Origin of the sequence: Microbacterium sp. NFH-22A-Y, from assembly GCF_021401375.1 — a bacterium.
Classification (GTDB): domain Bacteria; phylum Actinomycetota; class Actinomycetes; order Actinomycetales; family Microbacteriaceae; genus Microbacterium; species Microbacterium hominis.
Window position 1 is genome coordinate 183827 of record NZ_JACBGF010000003.1, and the last position, 19718, is coordinate 203544.

Here is a 19718-nt window from a genome sequence, read left to right on the forward strand (position 1 = left end):
CGGTGGTATTCTGAGGCCGTGCGGATCGCTCGTCTTCTCCTTAGCGGCCGCGACGAGACCTCGTTCTGAGCCCTCACTCGTCGCGGAGTCCGTCGCGGGCTTGATCCTCTTATCTGGAGAACGAGACAGCATGAGCATGACGATTCCCGACCGCCCGCGGACCCTCGCCGAGAAGGTGTGGGACGACCACCTCGTGGTCAAGGGCGAAGACGGCCAGCCCGACCTGATCTACATCGACCTGCACCTGGTGCACGAGGTCACGAGCCCGCAGGCCTTCGACGGCCTGCGTGCGGAGGGCCGCCCGGTGCGGCGACTCGACCTCACGATCGCGACCGAGGACCACAACACCCCGACGCTCGAGATCGACAAGCCGATCGCCGACCTGACGAGCCGGACGCAGATCGAGACCCTGCGTCGCAACGCGGAGGAGTTCGGCGTACGCCTGCACTCGCTCGGCGACAAGGAACAGGGCATCGTCCACGTCGTCGGGCCCCAGCTGGGCCTGACCATGCCCGGCATCACCGTCGTCTGCGGCGACAGCCACACCTCGACGCACGGCGCGTTCGGTGCCATGGCCTTCGGTATCGGCACGAGCGAGGTCGAGCACGTCCTGGCCACGCAGACCCTGCCGCTGAAGCCGTTCAAGACGATGGCCATCACCGTCGAGGGCGAGCTGAAGCCCGGGGTCACCGCGAAGGACATCATCCTCGCGATCATCGCCAAGATCGGGGCGAACGGCGGCCAGGGCTACGTGCTCGAGTTCCGCGGCAGCGCCATCCGGTCGCTGTCGATGGAGGGCCGCATGACGATGTGCAACATGTCCATCGAGGCGGGCGCCCGCGCCGGCATGATCGCCCCCGATGAGACGACGTTCGCCTACGTGAAGGACAAGCCGCACGCCCCCCAGGGCCAGGACTGGGACGACGCCGTCGCCTATTGGCGCACGCTGCCGAGCGACGAGGGCGCCGTCTACGACGCCGAGGTCTTCCTCGACGCGAACGAGCTCGAGCCCTTCGTCACCTGGGGCACCAATCCCGGGCAGGGCGTCTCGCTGTCGGACGTCGTTCCCGACCCGGCATCCTTCGCCGACGCGAACGAGCGCGCGGCCGCGGAGCGTGCGCTGGAGTACATGGATCTCGCCGCCGGCACGCCGTTGAAGGACGTCGCGGTGGATGCCGTGTTCATGGGCTCCTGCACGAACAGCCGCATCGAGGACCTGCGCGCCTTCGCGTCGGTCATCGAGGGGCGTCAGAAGGCGGAGCACGTGCGGGTGATGGTCGTCCCCGGCTCGGCGCGCGTGCGCCTGGAAGCCGAGGCGGAGGGCCTCGACAAGGTCTTCACCGCGTTCGGCGCCGAGTGGCGGTTCGCGGGGTGCTCGATGTGTCTGGGCATGAACCCCGACCAGCTCGCCCCGGGCGAGCGCTGCGCCTCCACCAGCAACCGCAACTTCGAGGGCCGTCAGGGCAAGGGCGGGCGCACGCACCTCGTGTCGCCGCTCGTGGCCGCCGCCACCGCGGTGCTGGGCCGCCTCGCGAGTCCGTCCGATCTGCCCCGTATCGACTCACCTGCGGAGCGCGCGACGACCGGGATTGGAGCCTGACGTGGAGAAGTTCACGACCCACACCGGCGTCGCCGCCGCGCTGAAGCGTTCGGCGGTCGACACCGACCAGATCATCCCGGCGGTCTACCTCAAGCGGGTGACCAAGACCGGTTTCGAGGACGCGCTGTTCGCCAACTGGCGACAGGACCCCGAGTTCGTCCTGAACCAGCCGACGTTCTCGCACGCCTCGGTGCTCGTCGCGGGTCCCGACTTCGGAACCGGGTCGAGCCGCGAACACGCCGTGTGGGCGCTGCGCGACTACGGCTTCCAGGTGGTGCTGAGCCCGAAGTTCGCCGACATCTTCCGGGGCAACGCCGGCAAGCAGGGCCTGGTCACGGGCGTGATCTCCGAGGCCGACCTCGAGGCGATCTGGGCCGAGATCGACGCGCATCCGGGCGCCGAGATCACCGTCGACCTCGTCGAGCGCACCGCGACGATCGGCGAGCTCCGGGTCTCGTTCGAGATCGACGATTACACTAGGTGGAGACTCCTCGAAGGCCTCGACGACATCGGGCTGACCCTGCGCAACGAGGACAGGATCGCGCAGTTCGAGGCGCGCCGCGAGGCGTGGCGCCCCCGGACGCTGCCGGTCCGCTAGGACGGACCCGCCCCCGATCGGGGCATGCCCGCCCCTCTCCTTTCCCGTCCTCGACACACGATGTGAGGTTCGATCCATGAACACCCTCCTGAGCGCTTCGGCGTCGACACCCGCCGGAGGCGAGGGCTCGGTCCTCGAGATCCGGGGCGGGCGGCCGCTGACCGGACGCGTCGAGGTGAAGGGCGCCAAGAACCTCGCCACCAAGGCGATGGTCGCGGCGCTGCTCGGCGAGACCGAGAGCGTGCTGCGCGACGTACCCGACATCAGCGATGTCCAGGTCGTGCGATCGCTCCTGGAGGTGCACGGCGTGACCGTGACCGACGACGGCGACGGCGTCCTGCGTCTCGACCCGCGCGGAGCGGTCTCGGCGCACATGGAGGAGATCGACGCCCACGCGGGCGCGTCGCGCATCCCGATCCTCTTCTGCGGACCGCTGCTGCACCTGCTCGGCCAGGCCTTCATCCCGGACCTCGGCGGATGCCGCATCGGCGACCGTCCGATCGACTTCCACCTCGACGCGCTGCGCGCCTTCGGCGCGACGGTGGACAAGCTGCCCAGCGGCATCCGCCTCTCCGCTCCGAACGGGCTCTCCGGGGCGAACATCGCCCTGCCGTACCCGAGCGTGGGAGCGACCGAGCAGGTGCTGCTGACGGCCGTGCGCGCGAAGGGCACCACCGAGCTTCGCAACGCGGCCATCGAGCCGGAGATCATGGATCTCATCGCCGTCCTGCAGAAGATGGGCGCGATCATCTCCTACGAGCCCAACCGCGTCATCTTCATCGAGGGTGTCGAGTCGCTGCGCGGCTACGACCACCGGAGCATCTTCGACCGCAACGAGGCCGCATCCTGGGCCTGCGCGGCGCTGGCCACGGACGGCGACATCTTCGTCGGCGGAGCGAAGCAGCAGGAGATGCTGACCTTCCTCAACGTCTTCCGCAAGGTGGGCGGCGACTTCGACATCCACGAGGACGGCATCCGTTTCCGCCGCGGCGGTGCGCTCAAGCCCGTCGTCGTCGAGACCGATGTCCACCCCGGTTTCATGACCGACTGGCAGCAGCCCCTCATCGTCGCGCTCACGCAGGCCGAGGGCGTCTCTACCGTTCACGAGACGGTCTACGAGAACCGTCTCGGCTTCACCCAGGCCCTCAACAAGATGGGCGCCGACATCGTCGTGCACCCCGAGGGCATCGCCAGCGCCGACCGCCGCGTCCCGCGCCGCGCGCTGGAGCAGGCCGCCGTCATCACCGGCCCGACGCCGCTGCACGGCGCCGACGTCGTCGTTCCCGACCTGCGCGGCGGCTACAGCTACGTCATCGCCGCCCTGGCCGCGGAGGGGACCTCCCGCGTCGCGGGGGTGGACATCATCCGCCGCGGCTACGAGAAGTTCCTCGAGAAGCTGACGGCGCTGGGCGCCGACTTCGACGTCGTCGGATGACCGGCGTGGCCCGTCCCGCGCGGCGACGCGCCTCCGCCGAGAAGACGCGGCCCAGCGCCTTCTGGCCGCTCGCCGCAATCATCGTGCCGGCCGTCGGATGGTTCGCGAAGATCGAGATCACCGGCGCCGAGCACCTGCCCGCCGAGGGTCCGTACGTGCTGGCCCCCAACCACTACAGCGAGTTCGACCCGCTGATCCTGGCGGTGGGCACGTGGCGCATGGGCCGCGCTCCGCGGTTCATGGCGAAGGAGAGCCTGTTCCGCGTCCCCGTCCTGGGCGCCGCCCTGCGGGCGACCGGCATGGTCCCCGTCGCCCGGTCGTCGTCGTCCGCGGCGGCGAAGCAGACGCTGCAGCAGTCCGAAGACCTCGTGACCCACGGCCGCGGCGTCATCGTCTACCCGGAAGGCTCGCTCACCCGCGACCCGGACATGTGGCCGATGCGCGGCAAGACCGGGGCCGTGCGCCTGGCTCTGGCCGCCGCGGAGCCCATCCCCGTGATCCCGGCCGCGACCTGGGGCGTGCAGCAGATCCTCCCGCGCTACGGCAAGCTCCGCCTCTGGCCACCGCGGCGACGCGTGCGGCTGGCGCTGGGTCCCGCCACCGATCTCTCGGCCTACACCGGCGCCGGCGCGATGGGTGCGGCGAACCTCGTCGCGGCCACGGATGCCGTGATGGCCGACGTCGCCGCGCTCCTCGGCACCCTGCGCGGCGAGGAGCCCCCCGCCGAGCGCTGGAACCCGGCCGCCCACGGCCAGAACGAGACGGGTCGCCTTGAGTCGTAGGGGCGAGTCGGCGATGCCCCGGGTCGCCGTGATCGGCTCGGGCAGCTGGGGCACGACGTTCGGCAAGGTGCTCGCCGACGGGGGAGCGCACGTCGTCATGTGGGCTCGTCGTGCCGAGCTAGCCCAGGAGATCCAGGAGGGCCACCGCAACAGCGAGTACCTGCCCGGGATCAACCTGCCGCGCGCCATGTCCGCCACGACGCACCTGTCCGAGGCGCTCGAGGGAGCGTCGCAGGTGTACCTCGCGATCTCCAGCCAGGCCCTCCGCCAGAACCTCAAAGCGGTGCGCCCCCTCGTCGCCGACTCCGACGCGCCGATCGTGTCGCTGATGAAGGGCGTCGAGAAGCGCAGCGGCCTGCGGATGAGCCAGGTCATCGAGCAGGAGCTGCACTGCGACCCGACGCGCATCGCCGTGGCATCCGGGCCGAACCTGGCCCTGGAGATCGCGCGCGAGCAGCCGACCGCGGCCGTCATCTCCTCGACGAGCCGGGAGACGGCCGAGGCGGTGGCCCGCCGCGCCCGCAACGACTATTTCCGCACCTTCGTCAACACCGATGTCATCGGCACAGAGTTCGGCGGCGTGCTGAAGAACCTCATCGCCGTCGCGATCGGCATCGTCGACGGCGTCGGCTACGGCGAGAACACGAAGGCCTCGATCATCACGCGGGGTCTCGTCGAGATGACCGACTTCGCGGTCGCGCAGGGCGCCCAGCAGGAGACCCTGCAGGGGCTCGCCGGCCTGGGCGACCTCATCGCGACCTGCCAGTCGCCGCTGAGCCGCAACAACACCGCGGGCCGGCTGCTGGGCCAGGGCTACAGCTTCCAGGACGTCGTGAAGCAGATGAACCAGACCGCCGAGGGACTCGCGTCGGTCGCCCCGGTGCTGCAGCTCGCGCGGGAGTCGGGTGTGCACATGCCGATCGTGGAGCAGGTCAAGATGGTCCTGGACGGCACGATGAACCCGCGCGACATCGCGCCCCACCTGACCACCGACGACGACAAGCCGACGGGCGAGAGGACCCAGAATGGACAAAGCGGTAGTGGCGGTGCTCTTCGGAGGGCGTTCCAGCGAGCATTCGATCAGTTCCGCCACGGCGGGGGGAGTGCTGCGGGCGATCGACCGTGACCGCTTCGCGGTCATCCCCATCGGCATCACCCGCGAGGGTGCTTTCGTCCTCGAAGACGACGACCCCGACAAGTTCGCCCTCGACCCCGGGCATCTGCCCGAGGTGGTCGACAACGGCACGCGCATCGTCTGGCCGGATTCCGTCCGCTCGCGCGAGCTCAAGGTCCAGGATGCCGACGGCATCCGTTCGCTGGGTCCGATCGACGTGGTCTTCCCGATCCTGCACGGCCGCTTCGGCGAGGACGGCACCATCCAGGGCTTCCTCGAGCTGCTCGATCTGCCGTACGTCGGCGCGGGCCTGCTCATGTCCGCGATCGGCATGGACAAGCACACGACCAAGAGCGTCCTGAAGGCCGCGGGCGTGCCGGTCGTGCCGTGGGTCACGGTGACGGAGCGCGACTTGGCGCGCGACCACGATCTCTGGCACCGCCGCATCCGCTCGCTCGGCCTGCCCGCCTTCGTGAAGCCCGCCCGCGCGGGCTCGAGCGTCGGGGTCTCGAGGGTCTCCGACTGGTCGGAGCTGGACGCCGCGCTGGCGACGGCCTTCGCCGAGGACGACACCGTCCTGGTCGAGCAGGCCGTCGTGGGTCGCGAGGTGGAGTGCGGTGTGCTGGCCGGCCGCGACGGCGAGCCGGCGCGGGTCAGCGTGGCCGGTGAGATCGTCATCAGCGGGCGTGAGTTCTACGACTTCGACGCGAAGTACCTCGACGCCCCCGGCATCGACCTCGTGTGCCCCGCCGACCTTCGAGAGGGCGAGCTCGTCGAGATGCAGCGCATCGCGGTGCGCGCGTTCGAGGCGGTCGGCGGCGAAGGACTCGCGCGCGTGGACTTCTTCTTCACCGGGACGGAGTTCTTCGTCAACGAGGTGAACACGATGCCCGGCTTCACGCCCATCTCGATGTTCCCGAAGTGCTGGATCGCGTCGGGGATGAGCTACCCGGAGCTGATCAGCGAGCTGATCGACCTCGCCCGCGTGCACTGAACGGGCGCGAGCCCCGCAGCGGGAGATCGACGCTCAGGACGTCGGACGGTCGGTGCAGGATCGGCCGTCCGTGGGCAGCTGCTGCACCGCCGACGACAGCGCGCTCAGGACATCGCGGCCGCTCACGAGGTCGTAGTCGAGATAGACCTCGGCGGCCGGCGTGCGGCCGAACGTGGTGAAGCGGTAGTGCGGCGCCTCCGCGTCGTCGACGAGCCAGTCGATGCCGTCCACGGTCTGGCAGACCAGGGTGCTCGGGCCCGGCGCCGCGAGTCCGCACGTGAGCAGGACGCTCGCGGGGGAGCCCCATGCTCCGGTCGCCTGGGCGTCGGTCCACCGGCGCTCCTGGCCGTCGACGGTCGCGGGAAGGCGCGCCGTGACCGCAGCGCAGGCGGGGTCGTTGGCGCTCTTGGCCGGGGTCATCGACACGGTGGCGCTGCACCCGGTGACGCCGAGGGCGACCGCGACGGCGAGCACCGCGGTCGCCGAGATGACGAGCGGACGCGAAGCAGGCACCCCTCCAGGCTACCGTGGAGGAATGACCCCGCCTCCCACCGAGACCGTGCGCGACCTCGGCGAACGCGAGCTCCTGCGACGCATCCTGGGGGTCTTCGAGGGGTCGTCGCGGGCCGTCGTGGGCCCCGGGGACGACGCCGCGGTGCTCCGCGTCGACGACGGGCGGGTCGTGGTCTCGACCGACACGCTGGTCCACGGTCCCGACTTCCGTCTCGCGTGGTCGTCGGGCTTCGACCTGGGGTGGAAGGCGGCCGCCGTGAACCTCTCCGACATCGCCGCGATGGGCGCCCGTCCGACCGCGCTGTTCGTCGCGCTCATGCTCCCCGACGACACGACGGCCGAGCTGGTCACCGACATCGCGCGCGGAATGCGCGCCGCGTGCGACGCCCTCGCCCCGGGGTGCGCCGTCGAGGGCGGCGACCTGGCGGCATCCGACACCTTGAGCATCGCGGTCACCGTGCTGGGCGTGCTGGACGGTGCGGCGCCCGTGCGACGCTCCGGTGCGCGCGTCGGCGATGTGGTCGCGGTCGCGGGTGATCTGGGGGCGGCGGGCCGAGGACTCGCGCTGCTGTTCGATCGCTTCCGCGACGACTGTGGGCGGCCCATCGCGGTGGATGCCGCGGTCCTCACTCCGGCCGAACGCGCCGACGTCGAGGCGCAACGGCGTCCGCGGCCGCCGATCGCTCTCGGACCGGTGGCGGCCCGTGCCGGCGCCACCGCCATGATGGACGTGTCGGATGGTCTGCTGCTGGACGCGTCGCGGATGGCGGACGCCTCGGGCGTGAGCATCGACCTCGACGACACCCTCGACGACATGGCGCTGCGCGGCGGTGAGGATCACGCCCTGCTGGCGTGCTTCGGGGCGGGAGCCGACCTGCCCGACGGCTTCCGGCGCATCGGCCGCGTCACGGCCGGCGACGGCGTCGTCACGGTCGGCGGCGCCCTCCCCGGCGGCAGAAGCGGATGGGATCCCCACCGCGACTGGGACGCCGGACGGGGATAGCCCGGGCGAGTGCCACGGGATCGGGCCCCGGGAGCGGGCCGTGGTCAGGCCGGTCGCACCCACCAGAGCGTGGTGTCGCCGTAGGCGCGGTCGCGCTCGGGGACGAGCGACGCGGGGAGCATCGGCGCTCCCGACCGCGTCGCCCGCTCCACGATCACCACGGCATCCGCCGACAGGCGCGGAGCCAGCGCGTCGAGCGCGCCGCTCAGCTCGTCTTCGGGAAGGTCGTACGGAGGATCGAGGAAGACGAGATCGAACGCGGCCGTGCTCGCCCGCAGGAACGCGTCGACCGACGAACGGTGCACGCGTACCGAGACCCCCGGCACGGCCTTCGCGACGGCGCGCACGTTGCGCTCGGCGACCGCGGCGGCGCGGGGCGCGCGCTCGACGAGATCCGCCGAGGCGGCGCCGCGGCTCACTGCCTCGAGCCCGAGCGCACCGGAGCCCGCGTACAGGTCGAGCACCGCCGCCCCGGCGACCAGATCGGCCGCGTCGAGCGCGCCGAACAGCGATTCGCGCACGCGGTCGCTGGTGGGTCGTGTCCCGGCATCCGGGACCGCGAGAGCCAGCGAGCCGGCGCGGCCGGAGATGATGCGCGTCACGGCTTCACCTTAACGGGCACCTCACGCCGCGGGCGCGTCGGCCCGCTCGCCGGCGGCGCCGTCGTCCTCGCTGCGCAGTCGCGGTTCGGTCCGCCATTCGGGGCGGAATCCCGCCTTGTCGGCGTAGAACGCGCGGATGCGGTCCATGTCGCTCGCGACGTCGCCGGTGAGCTCCACGGTCGGACCGAGCCCGGTCGTCATCGTCGTGCGATCGACGTAGCCGAGGGTCAGCGGCATGCCCGTCTCCCGGGCGATGCGGTAGAAGCCGCTCTTCCAATACGCGTTCGCTCCGCGCGTCCCGTCAGGCGTGACGACCAGCCCGAACACCTCACCGGCACGGATGCGGGCGACGATCTCCTCGACGACGCGACCCGCATCGGTGCGATCGACGGGGATGCCGCCCAGCGCGCGCATGAGCGGCCCTCTCCAGCCGGCGAACAGCGCGTCCTTGCCGAGCCAGTGGATGCGCATGCCCAGGCGCCACGAGATCGCCAACATGAAGACGAAGTCCCAGTTGGAGGTGTGGGGCGCGCCGATGAGCACCGTCGGCCGCGTGGGGGCGGGGGTGGATCGCAGGCGCCACCGGCTGCACAGCCAGAAGAGTCGGGAGAGGAAGCGTCGGAGCACCACGCGACTCTACGGGCGCGGGCTGTGCTCCCGCCGAGCGCGGCGGGCCGCGCTCGGCGTCGGCGGGCCTGAATAGACTCGGTGCATGCCCGCGTTAACGCTCGACACCGCTCTGGTCGATGCGCTGGGGGCCCCGACCGCGAAGCTGTTCGAGCGTGCGTTCGGCATGATCACGGTGGCCGATCTGCTCACCCACTACCCGCGCCGCTACGCCCGTCGCGGAGAGCTGACGCCGATCGACTCGCTGCCGCTGGGGGAGCAGGTGACGATCGTCGCGGAGGTGCGCTCGGTGTCGTCGCGGCAGATGCGTCAGCGCCGCGGCTCGCTCCTGGAGGTCGTCATCAGCGACGGGGCGGGAGCGCTGACGCTCACCTTCTTCAATCAGGCGTGGCGCGCCAGCGACCTCCAGGTCGGTCGCCAGGGGATGTTCTCCGGCAAGGTCGGACAGTTCCAGGGCCACCAGCAGCTGGCCCACCCCGACTACACGCTCTTCGAGGACGTGGACACGGCCCGTCTGAACGCCCAGGCCCAGCAGCACACGCCCATCCCCATCTACCCCGCGACCAGCACGGTGGCCACCTGGCAGGTGCAGAAGGCGGTCGGCGTCGTCCTGCAGGGCCTGGCGGGGGTGGCCGACCCGCTTCCCGAGCCGCTGCGCCGCCGGGAGGGACTGCTGGAGGCGGATGCGGCGCTGCGCCGCATCCACGCCCCCGAGGGGTTCGAGCAGATCGACGACGCCCGCCGCACCCTGCGCATGCACGAGGCCTTCGTCCTGCAGACGGCGCTGCTGCAGCAGCGCGAGGCCGTGCGGGAGATGGCGGCGACGGCACGGCGCCCCGGGCGGCTGCTCGCCGAGTTCGACGAACGGCTGCCGTTCGCGCGCACGCCCGACCAGCTCTCCGTCGGCGACCGCATCGCCGCCGACCTCGAGGGCGACTGGCCGATGAACCGGCTCGTGCAGGGCGAGGTCGGATCGGGGAAGACGCTCGTGGCGCTTCGGGCGATGCTGCAGGTCGCGGAGTCCGGCGGGCAGTCGGCCCTCATCGCGCCCACCGAGGTGCTCGCCGCTCAGCACGTGCGCTCGATCGCACGGATGCTGGGACCCCGACTCGCCCCCGAGCTCATGCCGACGCTGCTGACCGGTCAGCTGCCCGCCGCGGAGCGGCGCAAGGCGGCCCTGCGCGTGGCGTCGGGGCAGGCGCGGATCGTCGTCGGGACGCACGCGCTATTGAGCGCGTCGACGACCTTCGCCGATCTCGGGCTCGTCGTCGTCGACGAGCAGCACCGCTTCGGCGTCGAGCAGCGGGAGACCCTGCGCGCGAAGGGCACCGCGCCCCACGTGCTCGTCCTCACCGCCACGCCGATTCCCCGTACCGTCGCGATGACCGTCTTCGGCGACCTCGACGTGTCGACCATCCGCACGATGCCCAGCGGCCGTGCCAGCATCGCGACCCACGTCGCACCTCTCGCCGAGAAGCCGGGCTGGTTCGGGCGCGTGTGGGAGCGGGCAGCGGAGGAGGTCGCAGCCGGCCACCAGGTGTTCGTCGTGTGCGCCGCGATCGACGCCGAGGCCACGGGCAAAGAGGCGCGGGATGCCGCGGACGAGGCTCCCGCCGGCGCGCCGCCGGTCGAGGGCGAGCAGCCCCGCACGCGGTGGGGCGTCGTCCAGGTGGCCGCGCTGCTGGCGGGCATCCCCGCGTTCGACGCGCTGCGCGTCGAGATCCTCCACGGACGGATGCCGGGTGAGCAGAAGGATGCCGTCATGCAGGCCTTCGCGCGCGGTGAGATCGACGTGCTCATCGCGACGACCGTGGTGGAGGTCGGCGTCGACGTGCCCAACGCGTCGGCGATGATCATCCTGGAGGCCGATCGGTTCGGCGTCTCCCAGCTGCACCAGCTGCGCGGACGCGTGGGCCGCGGCGAGGTGCCGGGCCTGTGTCTGCTGGTCACGGAGGCTCCGGAGGGAACGCCCGCGCGCTCGCGGGTCGAGGCGGTGGCCGCCACGACCGACGGCTTCCTGCTCGCCGAGGTCGACTTGGAACTGCGCGGCGAGGGCGATGTCCTCGGCGACGCGCAGTCCGGCGCGCGCACGTCGCTGCGGCTGCTGAGGGTGGTCGCCGACGCCGATCTCATCGCCTCGGCGCGCTCCGCCGCCGAGGACGTCCTGGCCGAGGATCCGACGCTCTCTCGGCATCCCGGGCTGGTCGCCGCGATCGAACGCCGGGTCGGGCAGCAGGAACGCGCCGCGCTGTCCAAGAGCTGAGTCCTCAGGAGGCTCCCCGGGCCCCGCCGCTAGGCTGATCCGCATGAACAACCGCATCGCGGTGGTCCCGGGCTCCTTCGATCCGCCGACCCTCGGTCATCTCGACGTCATCCGCCGCGCCGCGGCCCTCTACGACGAGCTGCACGTGCTGGTCGTGCACAATCCGGGCAAAGAGGCGATGCTGCCGATCGCGCAGCGGCTGAGCCTGCTCGAGCAGTCCATCGCCGAGGAGGGCGTCGAGGGTGACGTCATCGTCGCGTCCTGGAGTGTCGGACTCCTCGTCGACTACGCGCAGGACGTGGACGCCGGCGTGCTCGTGAAGGGGATCCGCTCGCAGGTGGACGTCGCCTACGAGACCCCGATGGCCATCGTCAACCGTCACCTCGCGGACATCGAGACCGTCTTCCTGCTGCCCGATCCCGCGCACGCGCTGGTATCGAGCTCGCTGGTGCGTCAGGTCGCCGCTCTCGGCGGAGACGTGTCGCCGTTCGTGCCCGGGCCGGTCGCGCGCTTCCTCGACACGGGCGCGGGGGAGCGCTGACGGCCCTCTCGGGCGCACGGACGACTAGCATTGCGTGGTGGTCAGAAAGCATGTGAGCGGTCCGTTCGTCTTCCCCGTCCGGGACATCGCCCATCGCGCGGGAGAGATGCGTGAGTTCGACGTCGAGGTCCCTGCACCGGCGAAATGGGGCGAAGGACTCGTCTCCATCGCGCAGGGCGAGCCCATCGATCTGGCGGTGCGTCTGGAGTCGGTGCACGAAGGCATCCTCGTCACGGCGGAGATCGACACCGCGTACTCCGGCGTCTGCGGACGGTGCCTCACCGACATCGTCCAGCCTGTCGAAGTCGAGATTCAGGAGCTCTTCGGGTATCCTGGCACGGAAGCGATCGACTTCGAGGTTCAAGACGACCACGTGGATCTTGAAACTCCGGTCAGGGATGCGATCGTCCTCTCGCTTCCGTTCCAGCCGGTGTGCCAGCCGGACTGCCCGGGGCTCGACCCCGTCACGGGCGAGAAGCTGGCCGCAGGAACCGCGCCGGAGATCCCGATCGACGAGCGCTGGGCCGCGCTGAAGGCCCTCACCCCAGACCCTGACGACGAGGCTCCGCGCCCTGTCGTCACCGACACAGAGAAGAGCTAGCCATGGCAGGTAACCCCCCGAAGCGGAAGGTCTCCCGCTCCAACACTCGTTCGCGTCGCGCGCAGTGGAAGGCCGAGGCCCCCACGCTCGTCAAGACCGTCGAGAACGGCAAGGTCGTCTACAGCCGCCCGCACCAGGCGAAGGTCGTCACCGACTCGCAGGGCACCGAGCTGTTCCTCGAGTACAAGGGCCGCAAGGTCGCCGACATCTGATCGCGGCGGCCATCTGATGGCGGATGCCGTGATCGAGCACCGTGTGCTCACCGACAAGCTCGGGGTCGACATCGACCCCGAGCTTCTGTCGGTTGCGCTCACGCACCGCTCGTTCGCGTATGAGAACGGCGGCGTGCCGCACAACGAGCGGCTCGAATTCCTCGGCGACTCGATCCTCGGTCAGGCCGTGACGGTGCATCTGTTCGTCGCGCACCCCGACCTCGAGGAAGGCGCCCTCGCCAAGCGCCGGGCGAGCGTCGTCTCGACGGTCGCCCTGGCCGAGGTCGCGCGCGGTATCGGGCTCGGCGGGCATCTCCGCCTGGGCCGCGGCGAGGACCAGACCGGCGGACGCGACAAGGACTCCATCCTCGCCGACACGATGGAAGCCGTCATCGGTGCCACCTACCTCTCGGCGGGTCCGGACGCGGCCACCGCGCTCGTGCTGCGGCTCGTGCAGCCATTGATGGCCGATCCCGACCGGTACGGCGCGGCGATGGACCCGAAGACGAGCCTCCAGGAACTGGCCGCGCGTCTCGGGCTCACGCCCCCGGTCTACGAGATCGCGGCCGAGGGCCCCGACCACAACCGCGTCTTCACCGCCACCGTGTCCGTCGGAGACACCGCCGGCCAGGGAGTGGGATCGAGCAAGAAGCAGGCCGAGATGGCCGCGGCGCTCACCCTGTGGCGCACGCTCAGCGAACGTGCCTGAGCTTCCCGAGGTCGAGGTCGTCCGCGCCGGTCTCGCACCGGCGGTGGTCGGGGCGCGCATCGTCGCGGTGGACGCGCGCGATGCCCGCGCGCTGACGCGTCACGACGGCGATGCCGGCTCTTTCGAGCGCGCGTTGACCGGCCGCCTGATCACCGGCGTCGCGCGACGCGGCAAGTTCCTCTGGATGCCGCTGGCTCCGGCATCCGCCGACGACGCCCCTCGCGGCGCCGTCATCGCCCACCTCGGGATGAGCGGACAGATGCTTCTCCGGGCATCCGGTGCCCTGGTGGAACGGCACGAGCGGGTGCGCCTGGACGTCCATCACCCGGACCACGGCGACCTCGCCGTCGTGTTCGCCGATCAGCGGACCTTCGGCTCGTTGGCGATCGACGATCTGGTGCCCACGGCCGACGGGCGCGTCGGAGGATGGGGGAGCGACGAGGCGCTCGTCCCCTCGCAGGTGGTCCACATCGGCCGCGATCCGCTCGACGACGCCTTCGACGAGGCCGCGGTGGTCGCCCGGGTGCGCGCGAAGCGTTCGGCGGTCAAGCGGATCCTCCTGGATCAGACCGTGGTCAGCGGCATCGGCAACATCTATGCGGACGAGGCGCTGTGGGCCGCCCGCATCCATCCCGAGACGCCCGGCGACGCCCTCAGCGTCCGCGCGGTGCGCCGCCTGTTCGCCGAGGTGCGCGCGGTGCTGCTGAAGGCGCTCGCGGAAGGCGGCACGAGCTTCGACGCGCAGTACGTCAATGTGAACGGCCAGGCCGGCTACTTCGCGCACTCGCTCAACGCCTACGGCCGGGACGGCCTGCCGTGTCCGCGGTGCGGCCGCCCGATCGTGCGGGACTCGTTCATGAACCGGTCCAGCCACTACTGTCCGCGGTGCCAGCGCCCCACCGGGTCGGCGCCGCTGCGATGAGCGGCGCCGACCCGCCGACTCACGCGAGCACCTTCTTCCACGCCCCGTTGTAGGCCACCGGCACGAAGCCGATGGCCTCGTTGATGTCGAGCATCGGCCGGTTCTCCTCGGCGTTGTAGGTGATGACCTTCGGGGATGCCGGGGCGATCTCGCTGCGCCAGGTCCGCAGACCGGCGCACTTGACCAGCTGACCGAGCTTGTGTCCCCGGTGCTCACGGAGCACGAGGGTGTCCTCCTGGTGGCTGGGCCCGGTCGGATCGGTGCCGAGCACGAGCTCGTTGAAGGCCACGAGCGCGCCGGTGCCGATGTGCTGGGCAGCGGTCACGAGCTTGATGCGACCCGACTCGGCGTACTTCGCATCGTGACGCGCGAGACGCTCGGCATCCCACACCTCCTCGTCGAACTCGAGATCGGCGCTGGGGGCGTCCGTGGACATGCGCGACTTCATCCAGGCGAACCCCTCGGCGTACTCCGCCGGTGTCGGCGCCTGCCACTGCACGACGCGATAGCCCGCCGACGCCGAGGCCGCCTCGTCGAGGAGCCGGGCCACCGTGGCGTCGCTCGCGGGCAGATCGAGTTCGCTCTGACGCTCGATCTGCTCGAGGGCGTAGCCGTGGCGCAGGTAGAAGCGCGCCGCGTGGTCCTTCGGGATCGAGCCGAACCCGGTCGGCGCCTGCAGGCGCTCGCCCGCGGCGTCGGGATGCTGTGCCCACGACTGCAGGACGGTGCGCCCGTGTGCGCGCGCCGCCTCTTCGATGAGCGCGTAGCCGGCAGAACCGATGCCGAGCCCGTGGTGCGCGGCGAGCAGCTCCACCAGCCAGAAGGCGTTGCGCGACCCGCTCTCGAGCGGGATGTCGATGCCGACACGGCCGACGACCTCGCCGTCGGACAGCGCCATCCAGGCGATGCGGATCTCGTCTGGATCCGGCTGGTAGTGGGGGAGCAGCTCCTCCGGCGTCAGTGCGTCGTCGTCGTTGCCGGCGATCTCGCGGTAGACGAGGTTGCGCACCCGGGTGAACTCGCGGAAGTCGGCAGCGTCGTCACCGCTCATCGATGTCGGGACGTTCAAGGGGCGGAAGCGGAGCTCCGCGGCGGTGGTGGTCATGTTCTCTCCTTGGTGGTGAGGGCCGGGGGCGACGGTCGTCGTCGCCCCCGGGCGCGGGTCAGAGATACGGAAGGATCTGTCGGCGGCGCTGCCATTCGAGCTCGCGCTGCTCGCGCTCGCGCTCGGCGAGACGGATGCGGCGGCGTTCGGGATCGTTGGCGTGCAGAACCGACGCGATGAAGGTATGCATCGTGGTGCTTTCGGTGAGTGCGCGCAGATGCGCGCGAGGGCAGGTGTCTGGCCGGGCTACGGCGGTGGGCACACGCAACGTGGACGTCGGTGCCGGAGGACTGCGCGAGGTCGCTCTCGCCCGCGTGACGGGCGGAGTTCTCCTGTGTTCGCGTCAGCAGACGCCGCGGAAGGCGTCGAAGGAGACGGTCCCCGTCGGCTCACGGAACGGAAGGGCGCGCATCGCGAATGCGGCGCTGCCGGTGGCGTTCAAACGAATCATGTCGGGGACCTCCTTTCTCGACTTCAGACGCGATCTGTGACGATAGCGGCTGTTCTCGTCGCGCGTCAAGCCGGCGTTCGCGTGTCGTTCCGATAGCGTGGTTCGCACACCCACCCCTGGAGGACGCCCGAATGCACCTGAAGAGCCTGACGCTCAAGGGCTTCAAGTCGTTCGCGCAGCCGACCACCTTCGCACTCGAGCCCGGTGTGACCTGCATCGTCGGCCCCAACGGGTCGGGGAAGTCGAACGTCGTCGACGCCCTGGCCTGGGTGATGGGCGAGCAGGGGGCGAAGACCCTCCGCGGCGGCAAGATGGAAGACGTCATCTTCGCCGGGACTTCCACCCGCGGACCCCTCGGCCGTGCCGAGGTGCAGCTGACGATCGACAACAGCGACGGCGCGCTGCCGATCGAGTACAGCGAAGTGACCATCAGCCGCACCCTCTTCCGCAACGGCACGAGCGAGTACGCCATCAACGGGGTCGGCTGTCGCCTCCTCGACGTGCAGGAGCTGCTCAGCGACTCGGGGCTCGGACGCGAGATGCACGTCATCGTCGGCCAGGGCCGGCTCGACAGCGTGCTTCAGGCGACTCCGGAGGACCGGCGCGGCTTCATCGAGGAAGCCGCGGGCATCCTCAAGCACCGCCGCCGCAAGGAGAAGACGCTCCGCAAGCTCGAGGCGATGGAAGCGAACCTGACGCGGTTGAGCGACCTCGCGGGCGAGCTGCGCCGGCAGCTCAAGCCGCTCGGGAAGCAGGCCGAGATCGCCCGAGAGGCCGCGACGATCGCCGCGGTCGTGCGTGATGCGAAGGCGCGCCTGTTCGCCGACGAACTCGTGGGCCTGCGGGCGCAGCTGGCCGACCACGCCCGCAACGAGCAGGAACGCAGCGCGGAGCGGCTCGTGCTCCAGGACTCGTCCGAGCAGCTGAAGCTGCGGATCGACGCGCTGGAGGCCCAGCAGCGTTCCGAGGCCGTCGACGGCGCCCGGGCCGTCGCCTTCGGCCTCGAACGCGTGCAGGAGCGCCTGCGCGGACTCTTCTCCCTGGCCGGCCAGCGGCTGGCGCTCCTGGAGGACGACGGCACACTCGGCATCGAGGTGGCGACCGTCAGCCAGTCCGCGATCGACGAGGCGCGCGCCGAGATCGACGAGATCTCCGCGGGCCTGGGTGGTGCTCAGGATGCCGCGGAGGCGGCGGCGCGCGACGTGATGCGCGCCCGCGCCGAGCTCGACGCGCTGGACGCCGACATCGCCGCGCAGAGCGCTCTGGTCTCCGCCCACGACATGCGTCTCACGAAGCTGCGCGGTGCCGCGGATGCCGCCGCGTCCCGCCTCGACGCCGTGCGCGCAGCGGTCGAGCGTCAGCAGCGCGCCCTGGATGCGGCGCTCGCCCGGCGATCGGAGGCGGCCGATGTGCTCGCCGGGGTGGATCCCGATCTCTCGGCGGAGGGCTCCTCGGCCGAGCACACCGCCGCGTACGAGCGTGCGCAGCGCGACGCGACGACGGCGGAGAACGAGGTGACCGCGTTGCGCGAGCGCCTGCACGCGTCGGAGCGGGAGCGCGAGTCGCTCACGGCCCAGACCGCGGCCCTCGGGCGCGCGCTGGACGTTCGCAACGCCGCGGCCGAGCTCATCGCCCGCGGTGGCACCGGCATCCGCGGACTCGTCGGTGACGACGTGAAGGTGCGCCCGGGCTACGAGGCGGCGATCGCGGCCGCCCTCGGCGCCCTCGCCGAGGGCGTGCTCGTCGACGACGTGGAAGCGGCCGTCGCGCTCGCGCGTGCCGCGGGCGCCGCCGATCTCGGGCGGGTCGACATCGCCGTCGCCGATCTCTCCGCCGGATCCGCTCTGGCCGTCGCCGGCACCGCGGCGGTGAGCGCCCGGGACGTCGTCACCGCCCCCGACGGCATCCTCGGCATCCTGTCGAGGGTCGCCATCGTCGAGGACCTCGACTCCGCGCACGCCGCCGGACGCGCTCTGGCGGCGGCGAACGGCGGTCTGCCCGTGACCGTCGTCACCCGTCTCGGCGAGGTGGTGACCGAGTACACGATGCGGGCCGGGTCGGGCGCCGGCCGGTCCCGCCTGGAGCTGGCCGCCGAGCGCGACGCGGCCGCGGAGCGCCTGTCGGAGATCACCGTGGTCGCCGACTCGCTGCGCGAAGCCCTGGCCGAGGCGCAGGACGGGTGGAACGCGGCGCGCACCCGAACCCGCGACGCGCTGCAGAGCCTCAGGGAGCACGACGCCGCCCTCGCCGCCCACACCGAGCAGGTCAATCGTGCGACGGTGCGCCACGAGGCGGCCGTCGCGGAGTGCGAACGCCTCGAGGCGGGCCTCGCGCAGGCGTCGGCCGCCGTCGCGGATGCCGAGAAGGCGGCGCGTGCGGCGAACGACGCGCTGGAGAGCGCACAGCAGGCACCCCGCCCGATGCTCGACGCCTCCGCACGCGACGGTCTCCTCGACGCCCTCGAGGCCGCGCGCGACCGGGAGATGCGTGCCCGTCTCGACGTCGAGACGCTCCGCGAACGGGTACGGGCGGGTGAGGCCCGCGTCGATCAGCTGGTGCGTCAGCGCGAGCGGGAGCGCGCCGCGGCGGCAGAGGCCGCGCGTCGCGCCGTGATCCGCCGTGCGCAGCGGGAGCTCGCCGCCGACGTCGCCGACGCGCTGCCTCCCGTGCTCGACTCGGTCGACCGGTCCGTGATGCAGGCTCGCGTGGAGCTGCAGCTCGCCGAGCAGGCGCGCACCGCGTTGACCGCGGAGCTCACGACCCTCCGGGCGGAGGAGGCGACCGTCCGCGAACGCCTCAGCCGTCTCACCGAGAGCGTCCACGGCCTCGAGCTCCAGATGCACGAGAAGCGCCTCCACGTGACGAGCCTGCTCGAGCGGGTCGCCTCCGAACTGAGCCTGGACGAGAATATTCTCGTCGCGGAATACGGTCCCGACGTGCCGATCCCCACCGGGGATGACGCACCGCCGGAGACGTACGACCGTGCCGCGCAGCGAAAGCGCCTCCAGGAGGCCGAACGCAAGCTCGTGCAGCTGGGCAGGGTGAACCCGCTCGCGCTCGAGGAGTATGCGGCGCTCGAGCAGCGCCATGCGTTCCTCACGGAGCAGCTCGCCGACCTGGTGCAGACGCGCTCCGATCTGCAGACGATCATCGCCGAGCTCGACGAGCGGATGCAGACGATCTTCGTCGCGGCGTTCGAGGACACCCGCGTCGCGTTCGGCGAGGTGTTCCCGATCCTCTTCCCCGGAGGCTCGGGGAGCATCTCGCTGACCGACCCCGACAACCCGCTCACGACCGGCATCGAGGTCGCCGTGCGCCCCGTGGGGAAGAAGATCGAGCGCCTGTCGCTGCTCTCCGGCGGTGAGCGCTCGCTCGCCGCGGTGGCGCTCCTGACGGCGATCTTCATGGCCAGGCCCAGCCCGTTCTACATCCTCGACGAGGTCGAGGCGGCGCTCGACGACGCCAACCTCGGCCGGCTCCTGGGCGTGTTCGAACGGCTCCGCGCGTCCAGCCAGCTGATCGTGATCACCCACCAGAAGCGCACGATGGAGATCGCCGACGCCCTCTACGGCGTCTCCATGCGCCAGGACGGCGTCTCCGCCGTCGTCGGCCAGCGGGTGCGCGAGCGCGAGAGCGCCTGACGGCG

Annotated in this window: 19 protein-coding genes; 14 read left to right on the plus strand and 5 right to left on the minus strand. The window is 71.4% G+C overall.

Going from position 1 to position 19718, the window contains the following annotated elements; genetic code table 11:
• Positions 1-130 precede the first annotated feature (130 nt).
• The 6 genes from leuC (at position 131) to L0965_RS11890 (ending at position 6523) form a co-directional block, all read left to right on the plus strand.
• Positions 131-1600 carry a 3-isopropylmalate dehydratase large subunit gene (gene leuC, locus L0965_RS11865; protein ID WP_082734050.1) on the plus strand — a complete coding sequence of 490 codons (1470 nt, stop codon included), beginning with the start codon at positions 131-133 and terminating at the stop codon, positions 1598-1600.
• A 1-nt stretch (position 1601) separates the two neighbouring features.
• Complete coding sequence (gene leuD, locus L0965_RS11870) at positions 1602-2198, plus strand: 3-isopropylmalate dehydratase small subunit (protein WP_101306221.1); 597 nt, start codon at positions 1602-1604, stop codon at positions 2196-2198.
• Between the two features lie 76 nt (positions 2199-2274).
• Entirely contained in the window at positions 2275-3633 is a 1359-nt protein-coding gene (murA, locus tag L0965_RS11875) for a UDP-N-acetylglucosamine 1-carboxyvinyltransferase (RefSeq protein WP_060958456.1), read from the plus strand.
• Positions 3630-4415, plus strand: coding sequence for a 1-acyl-sn-glycerol-3-phosphate acyltransferase (locus L0965_RS11880; RefSeq protein ID WP_234057988.1), 786 nt, complete (start codon positions 3630-3632; stop codon positions 4413-4415). The genes murA and L0965_RS11880 overlap by 4 nt, the downstream gene beginning before the upstream one ends.
• A gap of 13 nt (positions 4416-4428) precedes the next feature.
• A complete protein-coding gene (locus L0965_RS11885) occupies positions 4429-5541 on the plus strand; it encodes an NAD(P)H-dependent glycerol-3-phosphate dehydrogenase (RefSeq protein WP_060958458.1) in 1113 nt (370 codons plus the stop codon).
• Positions 5441-6523 carry a D-alanine--D-alanine ligase family protein gene (locus L0965_RS11890; RefSeq protein ID WP_101306223.1) on the plus strand — a complete coding sequence of 361 codons (1083 nt, stop codon included), beginning with the start codon at positions 5441-5443 and terminating at the stop codon, positions 6521-6523. Before L0965_RS11885 ends, L0965_RS11890 begins: the two co-directional genes overlap by 101 nt.
• 33 nt (positions 6524-6556) lie before the next feature.
• On the opposite strand, the gene L0965_RS11895 is transcribed toward L0965_RS11890, so the two are convergent.
• On the minus strand, positions 6557-7036 hold the full coding sequence (locus L0965_RS11895) for a DUF3515 family protein (RefSeq protein WP_060958460.1): 480 nt from the start codon (positions 7034-7036) through the stop codon (positions 6557-6559).
• Positions 7037-7058: 22 nt separating this feature from the next.
• Between L0965_RS11895 and thiL the strand changes: the two genes are divergently transcribed.
• Positions 7059-8039, plus strand: a complete 981-nt coding sequence (thiL, locus tag L0965_RS11900; protein ID WP_101306224.1) for a thiamine-phosphate kinase — start codon at positions 7059-7061, stop codon at positions 8037-8039.
• A 44-nt stretch (positions 8040-8083) separates the two neighbouring features.
• On the opposite strand, the gene rsmD is transcribed toward thiL, so the two are convergent.
• Both rsmD and L0965_RS11910 read right to left on the minus strand, forming a co-directional pair.
• Entirely contained in the window at positions 8084-8641 is a 558-nt protein-coding gene (gene rsmD, locus L0965_RS11905; protein WP_101306225.1) for a 16S rRNA (guanine(966)-N(2))-methyltransferase RsmD, read from the minus strand.
• A gap of 21 nt (positions 8642-8662) precedes the next feature.
• A complete protein-coding gene (locus L0965_RS11910; RefSeq protein WP_101307222.1) occupies positions 8663-9268 on the minus strand; it encodes a 1-acyl-sn-glycerol-3-phosphate acyltransferase in 606 nt (201 codons plus the stop codon).
• A gap of 85 nt (positions 9269-9353) precedes the next feature.
• Here L0965_RS11910 and L0965_RS11915 point away from each other — a divergent pair, with 85 nt between their 5' ends.
• The 6 genes from L0965_RS11915 to mutM are packed head-to-tail and all read left to right on the plus strand — an operon-like array spanning position 9354 to position 14516.
• The gene (locus tag L0965_RS11915) at positions 9354-11531 is read left to right on the plus strand and encodes an ATP-dependent DNA helicase RecG (RefSeq protein ID WP_234057989.1); all 2178 of its coding nucleotides are present in this window, start codon (positions 9354-9356) and stop codon (positions 11529-11531) included.
• A 43-nt stretch (positions 11532-11574) separates the two neighbouring features.
• Complete coding sequence (coaD, locus tag L0965_RS11920) at positions 11575-12072, plus strand: pantetheine-phosphate adenylyltransferase (protein WP_060958464.1); 498 nt, start codon at positions 11575-11577, stop codon at positions 12070-12072.
• Between the two features lie 52 nt (positions 12073-12124).
• Positions 12125-12673: a DUF177 domain-containing protein gene (locus tag L0965_RS11925; protein ID WP_060958465.1), complete on the plus strand. Its 549-nt coding sequence runs from the start codon at positions 12125-12127 to the stop codon at positions 12671-12673.
• A gap of 2 nt (positions 12674-12675) precedes the next feature.
• Positions 12676-12885 (plus strand): 50S ribosomal protein L32, encoded by a 210-nt coding sequence (gene rpmF / locus L0965_RS11930; RefSeq protein ID WP_005050211.1) that lies wholly within the window; start codon positions 12676-12678, stop codon positions 12883-12885.
• 16 nt (positions 12886-12901) lie between these two features.
• Positions 12902-13594 (plus strand): ribonuclease III, encoded by a 693-nt coding sequence (gene rnc, locus L0965_RS11935; protein WP_101306227.1) that lies wholly within the window; start codon positions 12902-12904, stop codon positions 13592-13594.
• A complete protein-coding gene (gene mutM / locus L0965_RS11940) occupies positions 13587-14516 on the plus strand; it encodes a bifunctional DNA-formamidopyrimidine glycosylase/DNA-(apurinic or apyrimidinic site) lyase (protein WP_101306228.1) in 930 nt (309 codons plus the stop codon). Before rnc ends, mutM begins: the two co-directional genes overlap by 8 nt.
• Positions 14517-14535: 19 nt before the next feature.
• On the opposite strand, the gene L0965_RS11945 is transcribed toward mutM, so the two are convergent.
• Positions 14536-15621, minus strand: coding sequence for a GNAT family N-acetyltransferase (locus L0965_RS11945; RefSeq protein WP_101306229.1), 1086 nt, complete (start codon positions 15619-15621; stop codon positions 14536-14538).
• Between the two features lie 58 nt (positions 15622-15679).
• Positions 15680-15811 carry a hypothetical protein gene (locus L0965_RS16645; RefSeq protein ID WP_255266054.1) on the minus strand — a complete coding sequence of 44 codons (132 nt, stop codon included), beginning with the start codon at positions 15809-15811 and terminating at the stop codon, positions 15680-15682.
• 392 nt (positions 15812-16203) lie between these two features.
• Between L0965_RS16645 and smc the strand changes: the two genes are divergently transcribed.
• Positions 16204-19713: a chromosome segregation protein SMC gene (smc, locus tag L0965_RS11950; RefSeq protein ID WP_101306230.1), complete on the plus strand. Its 3510-nt coding sequence runs from the start codon at positions 16204-16206 to the stop codon at positions 19711-19713.
• Positions 19714-19718: the final 5 nt, after the last annotated feature.